The sequence below is a fragment of the Acinetobacter sp. CIP-A165 genome (assembly GCF_000367985.1).
Classification (GTDB): Bacteria; Pseudomonadota; Gammaproteobacteria; order Pseudomonadales; family Moraxellaceae; genus Acinetobacter.
The window spans coordinates 400,077-420,143 of sequence record NZ_KB849200.1; the positions used below are offsets into that span (position 1 = coordinate 400,077).

Sequence of the window (20,067 nt, forward strand, 5' to 3'; positions counted from 1 at the left end):
CTCCTTAATCAATCACATGCCCAGTTGTGAAATAACGAGCAAGTGCGACAGTCGAAACAAAACCGAGCATTGCAACCAATAAAGCACCCTCAAAGAAATTGGTGCTGACCCAATAAATACCCAATACAACGATGAGACAAGTTGCATTGAGAAATAGGGTGTCCAAGGCGAGCAGTCGATCAATTACAGACGGCCCAATAATCAGGCGAATGAGGCACATGAACATGGAAATGGTAATGGCGATCAAACCGATACCCAGTGCATAAGGTAAAATGGTCATTTTGTGGTGACTCCTTCTGCAATCTTCACATTAAAGACTTGGATTAAAGGCATTTCATAGCGCTTTTTAATCTCTTGGATATCAAGTTCAGTATCATCACAATCCAATGCATGAACCAGAATATCACCACGTTCTTGATCGATTCCTGCTGAAACAGTACCCGGTGTGGTCGTGATGATCATTGCGAGCAGTGTATTGACCTGCTCATGTTCAGTATCTAAAGGGACGCGATACCATTTAGGGCGCAACTGTTGCATCGGACCAAGCACCATTCTCGCCACTCGGAAATTTGAGATCACGATATCCCACAGCACCACAAAAAATAGCTTCATGGCGGCCGTCCAATCAATACGTGGCGTATACGCAATAAAAGGTCGGACCAAAAGCGGAATAATGACAGCCAATAAGAAAGCAAATGTAAGACTCGCTATCTCTACGCTATTGGCAAGCATTAACCAACTGAGAAAAACCAAGCAGGATACGAATGGATGTGGAAAACAACGATGAAGCAAAGCGCGTTTTTGCATTAGTGTTCCTCCATTGGCTTGAGCTGGGTTGCATTTGGACGTGTTGGTGCTTCTAATGTCTGCTCAGCGATTTGGCGTTGCTTATATTCAGAAATATGCTCACCTTGTAAAGTGGCTTTTGAAATGATATCTGGAATAAGCAAAGCATTATGATCACTTACTTCACCACCATATTTGGTTTCTGGTAAATAACTTGGATCATAAGGTTGTACGCTGATCGCACGACCTTGAGCATCTATTTTCAAGATCGCTTGATTATACAGAGCATGGTCTTGGATTTGCTGTGCGGTCGCAACAGTATATTGTTGAATAGGGGAGGCGAAAACCACATAAGCCATTAACCCAGCAAGCAGTATATAGATCGCTTTATCATTACGCTTTGGTGCGCGCTCAGGCAGGGCTTGATATAAAGTAAAGTTTGCTTCTTTTGGATTTTCTTCAGGTGCGCTCGCACGCCAAAACAGAATAAAACCGACACGAGTAAAGGCGATAATACTCAATAAACTCACGATCAATACGATGGCAATAATCCAACCTTGATAAGGACTTTCTGCTGTTGCTTGTAAAATAAATACTTTACCTAAGAAACCGCTGAATGGAGGTAAACCTGCCATCATCAAGGCAATGGTGAAATAGGTAAATGAAGCCGCTTTTTCCTGCTTCATTTTAGGCGCAACTTTCAAATGATCTTTAAATGCGCCGCGTTGTGAAGTGATCCAACCACAAAACAAATAGAATGCTGCTGCAATCAAGGTACTATGGACTAAGTAATATAAACCTGCAGCCCATGCTTGGGTATTGAACATCGCAATGGTGATGAGTAATGTTCCAATAGAGGACAACACCATAAAGCCAACAAAGCGACGTAAACGATCAGCCCCTAAAGCCCCAATCACACCATAAATTGACGTAATTAGACCGATAACCATTAAACAGTTTTTAAATATGTTTTGTGCTAATTCATCATCAAATACCGTGCCGTTCACACGTAAAATGGCATAAATGCCGACTTTGGTCATGATGGTGAAGATCGCAGCTACGGGTGTACTGGCAACGGCATAGGTCTTCGGTAGCCAAAAACCCACAGGTAGCATTGCAGCCTTAATACCGAACACCACAAATAGCAATAAACCACCTGCAATCGCCAGTTTGTGCTGATCGCCATCTAAGGTTGGAACCAGACGACCTACATCCGCCATATTTAAGCTACCAACACTGCCATAAATCATACCTAAACCGACAAGGAATAGTGCTGAAGCCAGTAAGTTGATGGTGACGTAATGTATGCCTAATTGAAAACGTTGACGACCTTGACCATGTAAAAGCAGAACATAAGAAGCCAACAATAAGATTTCAAAGAATACAAATAGGTTAAATAAATCGCCTGTTAAGAATGCGCCTGTGATACCCATCAATAAGAAATGAAACATCACGTGGAAATAGCGACCACGTGTGTCCCAGTTATGACTGGCATACCAAAGCACAGGCACTGCCAGTACGTAGGTCAAGACCAACATAAATGCAGATAAACGATCAAGCACCAATACGATACCAAATGGTGCAGACCATTCAGCCAACTGGTAAACCGTAATTTGACCTGTACTTGCAATCGCTAGATAGCTCACCGCAGTGGCGAGCCCTAAAACGACGGAGAAGAGACTGATCCCACGTCGCCAAGGTTGACGCCAGTCTTGTTTTAAAGCCCCTGCACCGGGATTACCCAATAGTAATAATATAAAACTAGTAAATGCTGGAATTAAAATACTAAGAATTGGAGCATGAGTCTGCCAAAATTGGTAGAAATCAAACATTATGGCTCATCCTCACGTGGGTCATAAGTCAAGGTTGGATCTTCTTTTGAGTCGACATGATCTGTGCCTGACTCATAACGACTGCGCAATGCCAGTTGTACGATAAATGCGGTGGTCGCAAAACCAATTACAATTGCGGTCAGTACCAATGCTTGAGGTAATGGGTCAGACACTCTAGTGGTTTCAGTCAGTACAGCAGGTGCGTTGACTTGGGTTCGTCCCATTGCAAACAAAAACAAGTTCACGGCATAGCCAATCATGACCAGTCCGAGTACCACAGGGAATGTTCTGGCACGTAGAATTAAATAAATGCCTGTCGCAGTCAGTAAACCAATGCCAGAAGCGAGTAAAAATTCAATACTGAGCATATTATTTGTCTCCACTTGGGATTGGTCCCGTCATACCTGAGTGACGTGAGTCACCTAAGACCGAAATCAACAACATGGTTGCACCCACGACGGTGATGTAGACCCCTAAATCAAATGGTAATGCAGAAGCTAAATGCATTTTTCCAATCAGAGGAGGCTCTACATAGAAATGTGCGCTGGTGAGGAATGGGCGTGCCCAGAACCAAGCGCCAACACCAGTTAAACCCGCAATCATTAGGCCTGAACCAATACAAATTTCGTATAAACGACCCGACTTGGCTTTAATTATTCTTTCAGCTTGATCTTGTCCCAAGGCAATATACTGAATGATCAGCGCCATTGCGGTGACTAGACCCGCGATAAAACCACCACCTGGATAGTTATGTCCACGTAAGAAGATATAAATACTGATCACAAGTGCGATCGGTAATACCCAAGAAGCAGCGATACGTAACATCAAGGGAGATGGATTAAAACGATAGGTTAATCCTTGAGTCACCGTAGTGCCATGTGTACGCATACCGTCCATCAAGCACAGTGCACCAATGGCAGCAATCCCAAGGACCACAATTTCACCGAAGGTATCAAAACCACGGAAGTCAACCAGAATGACATTGACCACATTTGAACCGCCACCCAATGGGATGGATTGCTGCAAGAAGAACCATGAAATTGAATTATGGTCTCGACTCAGGATTAGCCATGCGATCCAGCCAATCCCTAAGCCGCCTGCAATCGCAAGACTGGCATCGCGCCAACGATGTGGGCGCGTTGATTCGTAAGGTGTGAGTTGTGGTAGTAAAGACAAACTCATTAACAATAAAATGGTGGTCACCACATCTACAGTGATTTGCGTTAGCGCCAAATCAGGTGCAGATAAAGCCACGAAGGTCATGGTCACGACTAAACCGACCGCGCCGCTAATCAAGATGGCTTTGATTCGTTCATGATGGAACCAAAGCATCATCCAGCAACCAGAGAACAATGTGAGCCAAAGTACAATGGCAGCCCATGGTGCATGTGTCAGTTCACGTGTGCCTGTGGTTAAACCTTGATTGAAGAGGGGTAAAGCCACCATGACGATGCTAAACAGCACAATTAAAAATAAGTAGTGCTGTAAAGAGCCATTTTCAGTGCGTTGTTTTATTTTTCGACTGATCAGTAATAAGTGTTTAAGGAACAGTTCAAATAAGATTTTGCCCTGAAATTTGCCAAGATGAGGATCGAGATCAATTTTACGGATACGACCATCTTTAGCCAACGCGAAGTAAAATATTGTACCGCCCACCAAGGCAATCAGACTCATGATCAGCGGTGCGTTAACGCCATGCCATATCGCCAAATGTGTTCCAACAAAGTCTGGCTGTGCCAAACTGGCACGAGTTACACTGTTGACAAATGTTTCAGCCAATAGTGCTGGGAAAATACCCACCAAAATACATAAGGCTGCAAGAATAATGGCAGGCATACGCATGCCTAAGTGTGGTTCATGCGCATCTTTATGCGGAACCTGCTTACCCACTTCGCCATCAAAAAATACGCCATGGACTAAGCGGATTGAATAACTCACCGCAAAGATACCAGCTAAAGTCGCCACAATTGCGGAAGCAATCATGACAGGACCAGATAGATTTACCAGCAACTCAGTAAAGAACATTTCTTTAGAGAGGAAACCATTGGTGAGTGGGACACCCGCCATTGAAGCGGCAGTGATCATGGTGAGCGTGGCTGTGAATGGTAATAGTTGCCAAATGCCACTTAGCTTACGTAAATCACGTGTGCCAGTCTCATGGTCAATAATGCCTGCAATCATAAACAATGCGGCTTTAAAGGTTGCATGGTTAATGATATGAAAAATTGCCGCTGCAACTGCAAGCGGAGAACCAATACCGAGTAGGCAAACGATCAAACCTAAATGGCTGATGGTCGAATACGCCAACAGCCCTTTGAGATCTTCTTTGAAAATGGCAAAACCTGCGGCCATACACAAGGTAAACAGACCAACAAAAGTCACGATATTGTGATACAGCGCAGCACCAATAAAGATCGGTGCTAAACGAGCCAGCAAGAAAATCCCTGCTTTAACCATCGTGGCGGAGTGTAGGTAGGCAGACACTGGTGTCGGTGCTGCCATGGCATTCGGAAGCCAGAAGTGAAATGGAAACTGCGCACTTTTGGTAAATGCACCGAGTAAAATCAACAATAACGTGGGTACAAAAAGTTCATGCTGTTGAATGGTATCTTTCATCAGCACCAGTTGGTCGATCTCGTATGTTCCAGTGATTTGTCCAAGCAGGACAAAACCACCCAGCATCGCAAGACCACCTAAGCCTGTTATGGTGAGCGCCATACGTGCACCGCGTTGCGCCGCATCGTAATTGCTCCAATAACCCACCAGCAGGAAGGATGAAATACTGGTCAGTTCCCAAAATACTAATAATAAAATCAGGTTGTTAGAAAACGAAATCCCGAGCATCGCCGCCATAAACAGCATCAGTAACTGATACAGTTTAGTCAGCGAATTCTTAGGGCTTAGATAATAATAGGCATAAATATAAATGAGGGTACCGATACCGCTAATCAGTAGACCAAATAATAGACCTAAGGCATCAAGGCGGAAACTGAGATTGATTCCAAGTTGTGGTAGCCAATCCCAGCTTTGTTGCAGGGTATTGCCCTGAAGAATAGTTGGTGCCTGAGTTAATAATAAAATAAAACAACTCAGACTGATGCCAATCGCCCCAAGTGCCGTCATGCCACGTGAGATACGTTGCAATTGTGGGATTAGGGTGGTGCCGAGTATGAGCGGTAATAGGATAATAATCGGTAGCACACTGGTATCCATGTCGATGATGTAGGTCGAAAACCTAAAGTGAAATTTATTCAAGACTCACAGGCGCGCAAAGAGAACGCCAAAGCTTTAAATCTTGAAGCCCAATCAAGTTAATAGAGCAGTAAGTTGTATTGCGCAACTTAGTAATAAAAAGCGGTTTATTTTACTACAAAAACAACAAAAAAGATTGGCTTATTACATGAAAAACACAGATCAAAACCTCAAAAGAGCTGGGTGCTGTTATTCGCTTGGCAGGCTATAAAGCACTTTTTTGTGGGGTATCATCAATTTTAAGTAAGTCTAATAACTCATTTTTTTCTTGTGGACTAAGTTCTTGTATCTGATTGAATAATTCATCAACTCTACGCGACAATGTCTCTGACTCAACTAAGTCGGGGCTTTGCAGTTCAGTATCCTCTTCTGTCTGTGAAAGTTCACTATATAGTTCAGACAGTTGTTGTTGTGATTGCTCTAGATTGATTTCAAAAATCTCTTTTGAGTCTAAGCGCAAACATTGATAGTGGAGTGCATGCTCGAGGAGTTCGTCGCGGTTGCCTGTCACGATGATTTGTAGGCGAGGGAAGGCTTGATGTAAGCGCTCAAGAATTTCTGCACACATGACTTGATCGAGTTGTGCATCGATTTGGTCAATCAATAAGACACCTTCGCCCTCTAAACAGGGATCAAAGCAATGCTGATTGAGTAAACATAAACGACGACTGATGTCTCCAACCAGTGCGATCCATGTTTTTTGTGATGTAGAAAGTTGCTGGAATGGGATCAATTGTTCTTGATAGCGCACGATGAGCTGGAGCTTTGGTACATATTGAATATAAATATCATCCAGTTCGGGGAACACGGTATTCAAGCTTTTTTTCAATGCATACAGATTGGGGGCGGAGAGCTGTTTAGGATGATTGAGCAGTTCTTGTTGTAGTTCTTGCAATATTTCAGATTGGTTTTGTTGATTAAAATCATTGCCCATCAAACGTCTGACGATATGCGCTGAATGGGCATTTTCGACATCACTGATTTCGCGGAACCATTCAAAAAAACGAGTAAAGGTCGTGTAAGGAATCGCGGTTAGGTCATAGGCTGAGTTTTTTTGTAAAATACCAGGCACATTTTTACTTTGTAAGTTGATGTCTTGGACAAAGCGTTCGGCAGGATAATAGGCGATCAGAGGAAGACCAAATAACGGATCTTGGAGAATGGTTTTTTGATACAGACTTACCATTTGATCGAGTTGTTGCGTCTCAACCTGACTGATTCCGACACCTTGATTATTAAAAGTTTTGAATAACTTCCAGATGCAGCTTTGGGTGTTTTTTTGTTGTGCCGAGCTACTTTCTGTTAAGACATTGTTGAGCTCACTGCTGATACGCACTTGGGTCTGAATTTTGGCCTGTAAGCACCTCAGCATAATATCTTGATCTGAGATGACCACCCCAGCGGTTCTGATATCTTTGTATCGCGCTGAAAACCAAGACAGTGCCTGATAGATATTCTTTATAACCGTGGTTTTACCAGTTGCTTGATCGCCTAGGATCAGGGTGATGGGATGCCGTTCAGGTTGAAACTCAATACGAAGGTCTCGAAACATGCCCACATGTTTAAATTGAACCGATTCAAGTTGCATAAGCTTACCTCGATCATGAGCGCTTTAACCTGCGGTTTTTTGAAGGCTTGGGGGAGCGCATCGTTTTAGTTTTAATTGTTGTATTAAGTCAAAAAGATGATGGATATTTAAACTTACTTTAGCACGAGTGCAGGCCACGTAAAGTAATCTTAATTCTTCATCTGTAATTTTATGTTCAAGTCCATTTATTTTAAATTGGTAATCATCTTCGATATGCACACGATTCCATTCTAGACCTTTGGCTTTATGCGCAGTTGAAATCACATAATCCGCTTGTTCAATTGGGGTGATTTTGGCCAGTGCTCTTTTCAATGGATCTGTACCATGTTCATCAACCAATTTAACTAAAGGTTTTATGTCACTGCCATCATTGGTTTCACAGTACTCATGCACATCGTGCCAAGAGTTAAACCAAGCCAACTCTGGAACATCGACGATACGCTTGCCTTGTTTGAGGAGGCTGGCTGCATCCACAAAACGACTGAGCTTTTGATGATCAGCTTGCAAGCCGACTTTATCACCATGCACCAAACCAGCCAGTAACAATTCCATGGCACGGGCATTGGTGCGACATAGTATTGCATCACGCATTTTGGTATGTGGTTTATTCACTACATTCGATTTGACATGAGGATTACCTAAAAGCGGTACGCTTTCATTCAATGCACCCAATAAACTATTGGCCACATCTGCAATCGCATCACCAAAACGAAAGGAGGTGGTTAAACGACTTTCAGGTAGTGGCATTTGCTGCATGGCATTGATTGCACCACGCCATGCATAGATTTGTTGATGCGCATCGCCGACATAAATCACTTGGGTACTTTTCTGTCGCAACAAAATACCGAGCATCAATGGATCAGCATCTTGTGCTTCGTCGAACAGCACATAATCCGTTGGAATATTGGGTTCTGACAACGCCCATAATTTGAGATAAATATCATGCCCAATGCCAGCCTGATGATTGGGATCAATCGACTCTAGCCAGCGACGTTCAACCGCAGGATAAAGATGTTGCTGTAACGATTCGATATCATCTTGATGCAGCCAACTTGGTGCTTGTATATGACGTGGTGCAGGGTATTGCGAACTGGTCGAGCAAAAATAACTGACGGTATTGGACACTAAACTGGCAAGCCGACTTGGCATCAATACATATTTTTCATAGCGTCCGCCCATTAAGCGTCGCAAGGTAATGGGTTCTAAACGATATTCTTTGGCGATAAAACTCGGACTTAAACGCGGTAAACGTAATTTATCGGTGATGCCACGTGGAACACTGCGAAATGCCAGCGAGTGAAAAGTACGACAATTGACATTGCCATGAAATTTACTCTGCGCCTCAGTGGCAATCGCTTTGTTAAATGCCAAATACATACCACGCCGTTCAGGCATGGCATCACTGATCATTTGTAAGGTTGTGGTTTTACCTGTGCCAGCATAGGCAATCACTTTAAAGGATTGTCCTAAACGAGCATTATCTATGGCAACTGCTTGCTCATAGGTGGCTTTGGGTTTTTCGATATTTGACACAGGTTTGGATTACGCCTCTTTGCTACGGTTTGCTTTTTCAACCAAACCTGATAAACCTTGACGGCGTGCTAACTCATCTAAAACCACTTGTGGGTCAAGATCGAAGTAACCAAGCATGACGATACTATGGAACCATAGATCAGCCACTTCATAAATCAGGTCGTGTTTATTTTCCAAAGAAGCATGCACTGCATAATCTTTAGCGGCGATGATCGTTTCGACACTTTCTTCGCCGACTTTTTCTAAAATCTTATTGATGCCTTTTTTATAAAGGCTTGCGATATAAGAGTTATCTGCTTCTGCTTTTTTGCGTTGTTGCATCAAACGACCTAAATAGTCGAGTACATCGACTTGCTCACTTTGAACATGATCTTGAGTGTCTGTTTTTGCAGATGTGCCGTAAATCGCAGTGGGATCTTTCAGTTGTGCATCGACGGTTTCCCAGCCTTGCGGGGTGAGTTTGCGATAGAAGCAGGATTCACGTCCTGTATGACAGGCAATACCGCCATGTTGTTCGATTTGTAGAATGATGACATCTGCATCACAATCCAGACGAATTTCATGCACCGTTTGGAAATGACCTGATTCTTCGCCTTTATGCCATAGTTTTTGGCGTGAACGTGAGTAATACACCGCTTGGTTTTTTTCTGCGGTGAGTTGTAAAGCCTCACGATTCATCCACGCAACCATTAACACTCGGCCAGTTTGATGATGTTGTGCAATGGCAGGAACGAGACCATTGGAATCAAATTTAACTTCATCTAACCAGTTTGACATGAGTGAAAATCCATTGAGTGGAGAGCAGGTAGTTTAGCCTGTGTGGCTAGGGTTGGCTATGCTTGTTGGTTAAAAAATCGGTTTGGTGATTTTTACATGATACTGATACAAAGAAACGTATATTTTATGAATAGTATTTAGATTAATTTTTTTTAGCTATAAGTTCTTTTCTTTGATTAAAATGAAGAGGAGAGCAAATGACTATCTAAATATATGGATAAATTAGGAAGACTGAACATTGGATAATAATGAAAATCTGGCTTGTCGTGTTTGTGGGTTTATCCAATGTGAAGAGCCTTGGGGTGAGGATGGGAGTACACCCAACTTTATGATTTGTGCTTGCTGTGGTACAGAGTTTGGATATGAGGATTGCACAAAAGAATCAGTAAAAGTTCAACGTGATAAATGGCTAGATGCAGGGGGACGTTGGTGGGAGCTAAAAAATAAGCCAAACAATTGGGACATGAATGAACAACTGAAAAATATCCCAATAGATTATAAATAATTTAGATTTTTAGTAGTTCGAAATCTCAATCAAATTCTGATCTGGATCACGTAAATAAATCGATAAAATTTTCCCCATTGCCCCAGTTCTTTCGATTGGACCTTCAATAATCTCAATATTTAGGTGTTGCAGATGTTCAATCACTTTTTCCAGTGGAGTTTCAGCAATAAAACATAAATCCGCTGATCCTGCTGTAGGACGAAGTGCTTTGGGTTCAAACTCTTTACCGGCTTGATGCAGATTAATTTTTTGATGACCAAATTGTAGTGCTTTACGGTTTTCAGCAAAAGTAATCACGTCAAAATTCAGAGCTGATTGGTAAAACTGACAGGTGATTTCAATATCAGCAACTGTCAGAACTAAATGATCTAAATGACTAATTTTCATATCTAACGGAACTCCTTTTTGATGTTAGTCATATTCAGGCAACGATTGATTGTTTTGAAGCAATGCATTTTCATTTTGTTGATATGCAGCAATTTGTTGATAGCTCATTTGTTGGAACATGCCTTTTTTTAAGCCTGAAATGGTGATTGCCATTTCCTTACGAAAATAGGGAATCTGATACATCCAAGGAAAAGTAAGGTCACGTAAGCTGCCTGCCCACCAATGATTGGATTGATAAAGGGGTGTCAGTAAACGGCTGAGGAACTGATAAAACTGGGTTGAAGAATGACGATGCTGATGATAATGCTGCCACAGCATTGCCCAATCTATTTGTTGATTTTTCTTGGCACTTTGTACGGATTGAGAAAAAGCCCACGCATCTAACAGTGCCATATTGGCACCTTGCCCTAATTGTGGACTCATGGCATGTGCGGCATCACCAATCACCCCAATTCGTCCTTGCCCATATTGCGACATCACCACATCACGGTATTGTGCGGATAACCATTGTGGTTGGATTTGTTCATCGTACACAATCTGTTTCAGCCATTCTGCGACATCAGGCCAGCGATCTGACACCTGTTGTAGCCATTGCTGTTTTGCTTGTTCATCTTTTAAAAAGGATTGTAACTGTGGCGTTGGCAGACTCCAAAATACGCTTGAAAGCCGTTGCTGCGGTGCAGAGGGGATTGCACCTGTGGGTAGAACACCCATCATGATTTTTGAGCGATCATAAAACTGATGCAAAATTTCAGAATTCAGTGTCAAGCATTCAGGTACGATGCTCCACGCTGCGCCCCACGGATAAGCTTGATCGACTTTCACCCATTGTTTAGGTCGTAGTTGACTACGTGCACCATTGGCAATCAATACCGCATCAAAACAGTCATCAATATTATGTTGTTTGGATGAGCCAAATAATCGAACCTCATTTTGTCGTTCTTCAATTCGTTCAATGCTGTGATTCATCCGCCATGTCACTTGACTTGAGTATTCAGCCAGTTTTTGTGTGAGCACATGACAGAGGGTGGCGCGATGAATGCCTAGACCATAGAGCTTTGGAGCAGCTTGCTGGTAATGGCTATTGACCAAAAGTCGTTTATTGGGGAGTTGTCCTTCTAAGCCTGTGACTTTCGCTCCAAGCTGTAAGGCATGCTCAAGTACACCGAGATGTTCAAAGACCGCCAAACCAACAGGTTGTAACAGTAAGCCAGCCCCGACCGGTGATAATTCATCGACTTGTTCAAAAATGGTGACCTGATTGCCTTCGCGTGCAAGTAGAATTGCGGTTGCGAGTCCTGCTGTACCTGCGCCAATAATCGCAAAATGGGGTATTTTCATATTATTTTTGAATGAATATTTTCCATCATCATGTCCTTTTATGTAAGAACACAGATATCTCTATATCATTGTTAAGCCATTATATCGTTTAAGCATAATACTTTGTTTTATAGACAAATCAAACTTGACGTTGGTGATCATAGGGGCAAAAGTACCCTGAGAGCGTTTTTGGAAACGCTCTTGCAGGTTTAGCTTTTGAAGGAAGTATCGGAAACCGCTTCATGGATTGCTCAACAGAGTTTAAGCCTCGACATGTTTGTGTTTGTGATGCAAAAAACGCCAGCACCTCACCCCGATAATGATTGAATTGTGCATCTTCAGTCAAAGCGAGGCGATCACGAGGGCGAGGCAGATCAACCGTCAAGATTTCACCAATGGTCGCAGCAGGTCCGTTGGTCATCATCACAATGCGGTCTGATAACAATACTGCTTCATCGACATCATGGGTAATCATGATCATGGTGTTATTTAGCTCTGCCTGAATTTGCATTAATGCATCTTGTAGCGTGCTGCGTGTGAGCGAATCTAAAGCCCCAAATGGCTCATCGAGTAATAAAACTTTAGGTTTCATTGCCAGTGCACGCCCAATCCCAATCCGTTGTTTCATTCCCCCTGAAATTTCACTCGGTAATTTATCTTTGGCATGCAGCATATTGACTTGGTTAAGATTGTGAATAATCCAGTCATGACGTTCGGCTTTGCTCATTTGTGTTTTAAACACAGAATTGACAGCAAGTTCAATATTTTCATAACAACTTAGCCACGGGAGTAGTGAGTGATTCTGAAACACCACCGCACGATCACTACTTGGCGTATTGACTTCTTTGCCATCGAGTAACACCACGCCTTGCGTAGCTTGGTATAGACCTGCAACGATATTTAAAACAGTTGATTTTCCGCAACCAGAATGTCCAATTAATGAAACAAATTCACCTTGATGAATATCGAGATGGATATCCTGTAAAGCGGTAAAAGTTCCACCGCTGTCTTTTTCAAACACCATATCGAGATGTTGTAAAGAAAGATATGCTGTACTCATATGTCTATTCCTTATTAGCGAGCGGCAAGAGATTTGTCCCAGCTAAAACGGTGTTGTAGCATGAGCATTATTCGATCAAGCGCAAAACCAATCAAACCAATGGTGATGACGGCAACGAAAATTCGTGAAGTTGATAGGCTGCTGCCATTTTGAAATTCATCCCAAACAAACTTACCTAAGCCTGGATTTTGGGCGAGCATTTCAGCCGCAATCAAGACCATCCAACCCACCCCAACAGATAGGCGTAAACCTGTAAATATCATTGGGATAACCGCAGGCAATACAATTTTGGTGAGGTGGGTGTACCAAGAGAGATTCAGTACTTTACTGACATTGATAAAGTCTTGGCTGATTTGTCCTACGCCGACCATGGTGTTAATCAGGGTAGGCCAGATGGTACACATCGCGACGGTAATGGCTGAAATGACAAATGATTTAGATAGCCCCTCGACTGGATTTACATATAAGGACGCGACCAATAAGCTCACGATCGGTAACCATGCCAGTGGGCTAATCGGTTTGAAAATCTGAATAAGTGGATTTAAAGCACGATAAAAATTAGGGCTTAGACCACAGAGCAAACCCACTGGAATGGCAATCATTGAGGAGATCAGGCAGGCGGTTAGCACCGTTTTTAAACTTGTTAGAATTTGATCAAAAAAAGTTGGAGGACCACTAAATATGGCGGTCGATCCTTCGGGTAAATTGGCATAAAAGCTTTTTGCAGCTTCTCGCTGATTGAAAAACTCAGCCATTAGACCTTTAAAGGCATTAAACACTTCCACAGGGCCGGGTAGATTGCCAATATTGGTTTGAATCTGTTGTGATGCACCTTGCCAAACCCCTAAAAATACAAGAATCGCAATCATCGGCAAGATGACGCTTAATACAGTGTGACGTGCTTTTGTTGATAGTTTTTTCATGAAAATTCCCCCTATAACATCAATATAATCTTGGCTGGATAAGTGAGCTTTTCAAATCAGGCATCACTTATCCCATGTTCGTAGAGAGTTATTTCAAACCAATTTTAAAGGATGCCAAGAACGCATTGGGTTGATTTGCATCAAAAGTAACACCATCCAAAGCGCTGGTTTCTGGTGCTTTGATATAAGTCGCGGTGCTGAGGTCAGGGAAATCTTCCGCTTTCATTTTTCCTTCAGCGATCAGTTCTTTTGCTGCTTGCGCATAGATTTCTGGTTGATAGGCTTTTTTGGCCATGTCTAAATACCATTGATCTGGCTTGGTTTCAGGGACATGTCCCCAACGACGCATTTGTGTTAACCACCAGACTGCATCTGAATAATACGGAATGCCGTATTGACCTTTATAGAAGGTATTGAAATTTGGTACGGGGCGCTTATCACCTGCTTCAAATTCAAAGGTTCCTGTCATACTGTTGGCAATCACAGCTTCATCAGCACCGACATAGTTCGGTCTTGAAATGATTTTGACCGCTTCAGCACGATTGGCATTATTGTCTTGATCTAACCAGTAAGATGCGCGAATTAATGCTTTGACGACTTTTACAGTTGTTGTTGGGTTTTTCTCGGCAAAGTCTTTGGTCATCCCAAACACTTTATCTGTACCGTCTTTCCACATTTGATCAGAGGTGGCTACGGGAACGCCAATTTTTCTAAACACGGCTTGTTGGTTCCACGGTTCACCAACGCAATAGCCCATGGTGGTACCTGCTTCCATGGTGGCAACCATTTGTGGTGGGGGTACGACGGAGAGCATCACATCTGCACCTTTGTTACCCGAAGTATCATTTGCGTCGTATACGCCCGGATTGACATCACCAGCAGCAAGCCAATAGCGCATCATGTAGTTATGTGTACCCACTGGAAATGTCATGCCCAAATTAAAGGGTTTACCCGCAGCTTTTGATTCATTTGCAGCCACTTTTAATGCCTCAGCACTAATGGGGTGCTTCGGCTTACCATTTTCCATGGTCAGGTTCGGCTTCATTTTCTGCCAGACTGAATTTGATACGGTAATTGCTGCACCATTATAAGAAAGCGTAAATGGGGTAATAATTTCTTTATTTCCAGTAATGCCTGTCATCGAGCCGAGTGGCATGGCTGCGAGCATATGCGCACCGTCTAATTCACCGCCAGCAACACGGTCATAGAGAACTTTCCAATTTGATTGTGCTTCAAGTTGCACATTTAATCCTTCATCTTGGAAGTAGCCTTTTTCATGGGCAATTGCTAAAGGCACCATATCGGTGAGTTTAATAAATCCAAGTTTGAGATTGGTTTTTTCAGCCTCGGTTGCTGTGTTTGAAGATGCATTCGTTGCAGTTTCAGGTTTTTTACCACATCCGCTCAGCGATAATACCGCGGCAGTCATACACATCATTAAACATGTTGATTTGACTAAATGTGACATAATCGTTAGACCCCTATTCAGATTGTCTCTTGGCTATCAGCCAGATGATTTATGCTGATCAATATTTTATTTATGCGAGCGAGAGGTGAGAGAGGGGGCTGTATAAAGCATATAAAAAGATGACAACGCCCTTCCACAACTCAATCCATATGTAATTTATGGAGCAAGCAGTTTTACGAGCGTCATTGGCCGTGAATTAAAAAATCATCTTTGATTTTTATAATTATGAAGTAGCAACTTGTATGCCAAATAATCAAATGATGAAAATTAATGTTGCAGTGAGGGTATTGGTAAATATTTAGCCTATTTAACCACCCGCCAAAATGCGAGAAGTCCACTCAGTACGATTAAGACAACTGAGATTAACCAAGGACTAATAATCGCAATGGTGAGCAAAATCAACATACTGCTGCCGAACATCCAACTACGGCGCTGTTGCTGTTGCATTTGTAAGCGCATTTGTTGAATTTCTTTGAGCTGTTTGTCATGCCATGCGGATTGGTTTTTTAAACCATTTAGACTATCAATAAGTAGGCTTGGTAAATCTTGAGCGCCCAATAATAGGTCGGGAATCTGCTGACCAAGCTCTTTCATATTTTTGACTGGATTCATATTGGCTTTGACCCATTCGGTCAGAATTGGTTTAGCCAGCTTCCAGATGTCGAGTTGAGGATAAAGATCCGTACCTAAGCCTTCAACGTGGACCAGTGTTTTGAGGAGCAACATCAACTGCGGTGGAATTTCCAAATGGAAACGACGCGCAATGTCCATGACTTGAATCAAAATCCCTGCGAAGTCGAGCTGATCCATTGGTTTAGAGACCATTGGTCCAACGGTGCGGCGCATCTCGCGAGACAATGCATCTTGATCTGTACCCGGTGGAATCCAGCCTGCCTGATGCACGATTTGAACCAACTGCATAAAGTTGCTGTTCATCACCGCAAGTAGCATCCGAGCAATCGTCATTTGATCATGTTTTGACAACTCACCCATGATCGCGCAGTCCAATGCGATAAAGCGAGGGTTGTCTGGGTTAATTGTTTCAACAAAGACATTACCCGGATGCATGTCGGCGTGGAAAAAGTTGTCACGGAACACTTGGGTAAAGAAAATGGTTAAGCCTTTTTCTGCCAGATCAGCACGATCCATGCCTAAACGGTCAAAGGTCGCGATATCAGAAATCGGTACGCCTGTGATGCGCTCAGCCACCATCACGTCTTTACTGTCCATATAGACTTCAGGCACATACATCATGCTTGAACCGGTAAAGTAATGGCGCATACGTCGGGTGTTGTCAGCTTCAAGGCTGAGATCAAGTTCATTCAAAATGATTTGACGGTAGTCCTGAATAATTTCAGATAAATGTAGGGCGCGTGCAGCTTCTAAACGATTTTCCAACCAATCCCCGAGCCAAGCGAGGATTTCAAAGTCTTGTAAAATCTGATTACGGATATCGGGACGAGTGACTTTAACCACCACTTCACGACCGTCATGCAGTGCGGCAGTATGTACTTGTGCAATCGATGCCGCTGCAAGTGGTTGTTCATCAAAACGAGAGAATAAGGTGGAAACATCTGCTTTTAATGATTCCTGAATCCGTTGTTTTGCCAATTGTACATCAAACGGTTTAACCTGATCTTGCAGTAACACCAATTGCGATAAAATTTCAGGTGGAATCAGATCACGACGAGTAGAGAGGAGTTGCCCCAACTTAATCGTCAAAGGCCCCATATCTTCTAAGGCTTCTTTGAGCTTGAGCGGATTTTTTTTCTCGCGACTTGACCATGCGGCAGGATGCATTTTGATTACATTTAAGGCATGGCGTGCTTTGGCTGGTAATTCTTCCGCAGGGAACAAGGTGTCAAGGCGGTAGTGTGCTGCTATACGCCAGAGTTCGAGTAACCGTGTAACATGCGGAATCATATAAAATCTTACCTAGTCTTGAGAGGATTGTTTTTGTGGGTTGATAGAAGCCTGTAATTGCTGAAACTTGGCTTCTAAGCGATCTAACGCTTGATTGAATTGGCGTGTTTCTCGATTGAGGTCGTCCATTTGCCAGCGCGGGGCAAATATCCCGCTGTCTTCTTTTAGAGCATCTTCAACAAAGAATAAATGACTTTGCAATGAACGTTTTAACTGTTCTGGCGCACGCTGAATTTTACCGAGTTCATGTGCCAGTTGTGGGCCAATCCAAGGTGATAAATGCGCAGCGAGATCAGGCTCAGCTTGCTGCATAATTCTTTGAATATCTTGTAATAAGTGATAGTCGCCTTGTAGTGGGATATTGCCAATTTGATCCATATCACTGAATAACAATTTGACTAACGCCACTACGTTTTCAACATGTAGGGTTGCTGTTGCGTCAGTGAGTTTATTTTGAGAATCAAAAGGTCGTTGTTCAAAGATGGACGGTGTTTGACTCTGTCCTGTCACCGTCGGTTCCAGTCGAACTTTATTTTCATCAAAAAACACATCAACAGAGAGTTGGGGACTATCGATCACCACTCGTAATAATTGACCTTGTAATTGATTGAGTTGAACGCGTGTAATCGCATCCAAATCAATCACATGATGAATGAGTCGTTCGACTGCACCGAGTGCTAAAATCGACCACATTGCGAATTCCTTAAAATCTGAACCTTACAGTTTGAATCCACGGTGAACAGCCACGATACCACCGGTTAAGTTGTGGTAGTCACAGCTTTGGAAGCCTGCATTTTCCATCATCCCTTTTAAGGTGCGTTGGTCAGGATGCATACGGATCGATTCAGCGAGGTATTTATAGCTTTCAGCATCATTCGCGACCAATTTACCCATGATCGGGAGCGCCGTGAATGAATAAAAGTCATAAAGTTTCGAGAAAGGTTCAAACACAGGTTTTGAAAACTCAAGTACCAATAAACGACCACCTGGCTTAAGGACACGATACATCGCCTGTAAGGCAGCATCTTTATCGGTCACGTTACGTAAACCAAAACTGATGGTCAGTAAATCGAAGCTATTGTCTGCAAATGGCTCTAATGTTTCTGCATTGGCAAGCACAAAATCAACGTTGGTACAGCCCGCATCAATTAGACGATCACGACCCACATTCAACATAGATTCATTGATATCTGAAAGGACCACATGGCCTTGCGGACCTACTTCACGACTAAACACTTTCGCAAGGTCACCTGTTCCGCCTGCGATATCTAATACATGCTGTCCACGACGAACACCAGACATATTAATGGCAAAGCGTTTCCAAAGGCGGTGGATACCGAATGACATGAGGTCATTCATGATGTCGTATTTGCTCGCAACCGAATGAAAGACTTCTGCAACTTTTTGTGCTTTATCATCACTACTTACGGTTTGATAACCGAAGTGAGTCGTCTCACCGACATTTCCTGTATTTGCACCACGCGGTAAGTTGTATTTCGGTACTGAACCCGTCGGTGTTGATGTTAGACCTTGTTGTAATGTTTGTTGCTGGCCTTGTGGTGTGCCTTGCGGAAGGGGTGAGCTTAGGAATGGGCTGACTTTGTCTGAACTTGGTTTTTGCTCAACTTCTGGGGTGGGCTGTTGGTTTTCGTTAGACATTGTTTTCTCCTAAACTTTCGTTCTAGCGGCACGAATCAGCATGCATGATGACAGATTTTGTAATTTTTTACAGGCTTTGACATGTAATTGTTATGAATAATATACAGAAACTCATTTTCTCAAAAGGGTTTTTATTTTGAATTTTGCTGAGACAAATCTCCCTCTTATTGAAGAGGGAGGGCGTCAGTTATTTATACTTGAAATGGAGCAGGATCCCCAGCATGAACTTTGTCAATAATTTCACGCTCTTTTTCAGTAAACGCTTGAATAAAAACCGCAGCAGATTTTAAGGGCTTCATTGCAGCAAAACCTTCTTGAATGAATTCGTACATCCCTTCAAATTGATATTTTTTGGCAATACCTTTGCACATCTTAAAAGCAGCGTACATCATGGTAGAACGCATATATTTGTCTAAGGTTACACCCAACTCATCGAGGAGTTGTAATTGTTCATAACGCGCTTCACCTTGATCAAGTTTGACCAATGTCTGGCGCATGATTTCATCGGTTATCGGTGTGTCTAAAGGGTAGTCTTGTAAGAGTTGGATGGCGACTTGCTCATCCAAACGTGTTGCAAGTACTGCCAGACTAACTGACTTTGTGCCCGTTTTAATGGCATTTTCAGGAAGTAGACTTTCCGCTTTGTGGGCATATTTCAGTAAGCGTTCGATTTGCTGTGCCATAGCATCAAAATCAGGGCCACCATATAAGCGATTTAAGAAATATTGCGCCATTAACTGATTTTCAGGCTGAGCAAAGAAATCTTGATGCGTTGCCGCAATGCGTGCTTTCATCCATGCTTGTGCATCATGTAGGCGTTGGGCAATCGCTGGATTTTGGTGGTAATTCAAATTTTGATATTGTAATAAAAGATCATCAAATGCAGCGAGTTTTGACATATTCGCACTCAAAGAAAATAAAATCATGAAATCATAGGCTGCATGATACCCAAGAACCATGACAACATAAACGCTAAATGTTTAACAATTGGTCACTACAAAGCTCCATTTATTTTATTCTACAGAAATTGTACATTTGTTTTTTTAAAGTCTAT

The 20,067-nt window shown here is 42.7% G+C and carries 18 protein-coding genes; 1 reads left to right on the plus strand and 17 read right to left on the minus strand.

The features are described 5' to 3' along the window. Window positions 1-4: 4 nt before the first annotated feature. From F991_RS01760 to hisIE, 8 genes are all read right to left on the minus strand, one after another. Complete coding sequence (locus F991_RS01760; RefSeq protein WP_004668377.1) at window positions 5-280, minus strand: monovalent cation/H+ antiporter subunit F; 276 nt, start codon at window positions 278-280, stop codon at window positions 5-7. Continuing rightward, complete coding sequence (locus F991_RS01765) at window positions 277-807, minus strand: Na+/H+ antiporter subunit E (RefSeq protein ID WP_004668379.1); 531 nt, start codon at window positions 805-807, stop codon at window positions 277-279. Before F991_RS01765 ends, F991_RS01760 begins: the two co-directional genes overlap by 4 nt. Beyond that, window positions 807-2,618 carry a monovalent cation/H+ antiporter subunit D gene (locus F991_RS01770; RefSeq protein WP_004668381.1) on the minus strand — a complete coding sequence of 604 codons (1,812 nt, stop codon included), beginning with the start codon at window positions 2,616-2,618 and terminating at the stop codon, window positions 807-809. The genes F991_RS01765 and F991_RS01770 overlap by 1 nt, the downstream gene beginning before the upstream one ends. Continuing rightward, window positions 2,618-2,986 carry a Na+/H+ antiporter subunit C gene (locus F991_RS01775; protein WP_004668383.1) on the minus strand — a complete coding sequence of 123 codons (369 nt, stop codon included), beginning with the start codon at window positions 2,984-2,986 and terminating at the stop codon, window positions 2,618-2,620. The genes F991_RS01770 and F991_RS01775 overlap by 1 nt, the downstream gene beginning before the upstream one ends. Before the next feature lies 1 nt (window position 2,987). After that, window positions 2,988-5,831 (minus strand): monovalent cation/H+ antiporter subunit A, encoded by a 2,844-nt coding sequence (locus tag F991_RS01780; RefSeq protein WP_004668385.1) that lies wholly within the window; start codon window positions 5,829-5,831, stop codon window positions 2,988-2,990. Between the two features lie 244 nt (window positions 5,832-6,075). Continuing rightward, window positions 6,076-7,458, minus strand: coding sequence for an AAA family ATPase (locus tag F991_RS01785; RefSeq protein ID WP_004668387.1), 1,383 nt, complete (start codon window positions 7,456-7,458; stop codon window positions 6,076-6,078). Window positions 7,459-7,482: 24 nt separating this feature from the next. Further along, entirely contained in the window at window positions 7,483-8,991 is a 1,509-nt protein-coding gene (locus tag F991_RS01790; protein ID WP_004668389.1) for a UvrD-helicase domain-containing protein, read from the minus strand. Window positions 8,992-9,000: 9 nt separating this feature from the next. Beyond that, entirely contained in the window at window positions 9,001-9,768 is a 768-nt protein-coding gene (gene hisIE, locus F991_RS01795) for a bifunctional phosphoribosyl-AMP cyclohydrolase/phosphoribosyl-ATP diphosphatase HisIE (RefSeq protein WP_004668390.1), read from the minus strand. A gap of 238 nt (window positions 9,769-10,006) precedes the next feature. On the opposite strand from hisIE, the gene F991_RS01800 reads away from it, so the two are divergent. Beyond that, window positions 10,007-10,273 (plus strand): hypothetical protein, encoded by a 267-nt coding sequence (locus tag F991_RS01800; protein WP_004668391.1) that lies wholly within the window; start codon window positions 10,007-10,009, stop codon window positions 10,271-10,273. Window positions 10,274-10,282: 9 nt separating this feature from the next. Here the strand turns inward: F991_RS01800 and F991_RS01805 are convergent, their stop codons facing one another. The 9 genes from F991_RS01805 to F991_RS01845 all read right to left on the minus strand — a co-directional run bounded on the left by F991_RS01805 (window position 10,283) and on the right by F991_RS01845 (window position 19,912). Next, window positions 10,283-10,660 (minus strand): VOC family protein, encoded by a 378-nt coding sequence (locus F991_RS01805; protein WP_004668392.1) that lies wholly within the window; start codon window positions 10,658-10,660, stop codon window positions 10,283-10,285. A gap of 24 nt (window positions 10,661-10,684) precedes the next feature. Continuing rightward, a complete protein-coding gene (locus tag F991_RS01810) occupies window positions 10,685-12,001 on the minus strand; it encodes an FAD-dependent oxidoreductase (RefSeq protein ID WP_004668393.1) in 1,317 nt (438 codons plus the stop codon). Window positions 12,002-12,119: 118 nt separating this feature from the next. Then, window positions 12,120-13,040 (minus strand): ABC transporter ATP-binding protein, encoded by a 921-nt coding sequence (locus F991_RS01815; RefSeq protein ID WP_004668394.1) that lies wholly within the window; start codon window positions 13,038-13,040, stop codon window positions 12,120-12,122. Window positions 13,041-13,054: 14 nt separating this feature from the next. Then, the gene (locus F991_RS01820; protein WP_004668396.1) at window positions 13,055-13,963 is read right to left on the minus strand and encodes an ABC transporter permease; all 909 of its coding nucleotides are present in this window, start codon (window positions 13,961-13,963) and stop codon (window positions 13,055-13,057) included. Between the two features lie 88 nt (window positions 13,964-14,051). After that, window positions 14,052-15,431, minus strand: a complete 1,380-nt coding sequence (locus F991_RS01825; RefSeq protein WP_004668398.1) for a CmpA/NrtA family ABC transporter substrate-binding protein — start codon at window positions 15,429-15,431, stop codon at window positions 14,052-14,054. A gap of 303 nt (window positions 15,432-15,734) precedes the next feature. After that, window positions 15,735-17,354, minus strand: a complete 1,620-nt coding sequence (locus F991_RS01830; RefSeq protein WP_004668400.1) for an ABC1 kinase family protein — start codon at window positions 17,352-17,354, stop codon at window positions 15,735-15,737. Between the two features lie 12 nt (window positions 17,355-17,366). After that, window positions 17,367-18,047 carry a ubiquinone biosynthesis accessory factor UbiJ gene (locus tag F991_RS01835; protein WP_004668402.1) on the minus strand — a complete coding sequence of 227 codons (681 nt, stop codon included), beginning with the start codon at window positions 18,045-18,047 and terminating at the stop codon, window positions 17,367-17,369. Between the two features lie 24 nt (window positions 18,048-18,071). Next, window positions 18,072-19,013: a bifunctional demethylmenaquinone methyltransferase/2-methoxy-6-polyprenyl-1,4-benzoquinol methylase UbiE gene (gene ubiE / locus F991_RS01840; RefSeq protein WP_004668404.1), complete on the minus strand. Its 942-nt coding sequence runs from the start codon at window positions 19,011-19,013 to the stop codon at window positions 18,072-18,074. Between the two features lie 191 nt (window positions 19,014-19,204). After that, the gene (locus tag F991_RS01845; RefSeq protein WP_212749342.1) at window positions 19,205-19,912 is read right to left on the minus strand and encodes a DUF8198 family protein; all 708 of its coding nucleotides are present in this window, start codon (window positions 19,910-19,912) and stop codon (window positions 19,205-19,207) included. Between the last annotated feature and the right edge of the window lie 155 nt (window positions 19,913-20,067).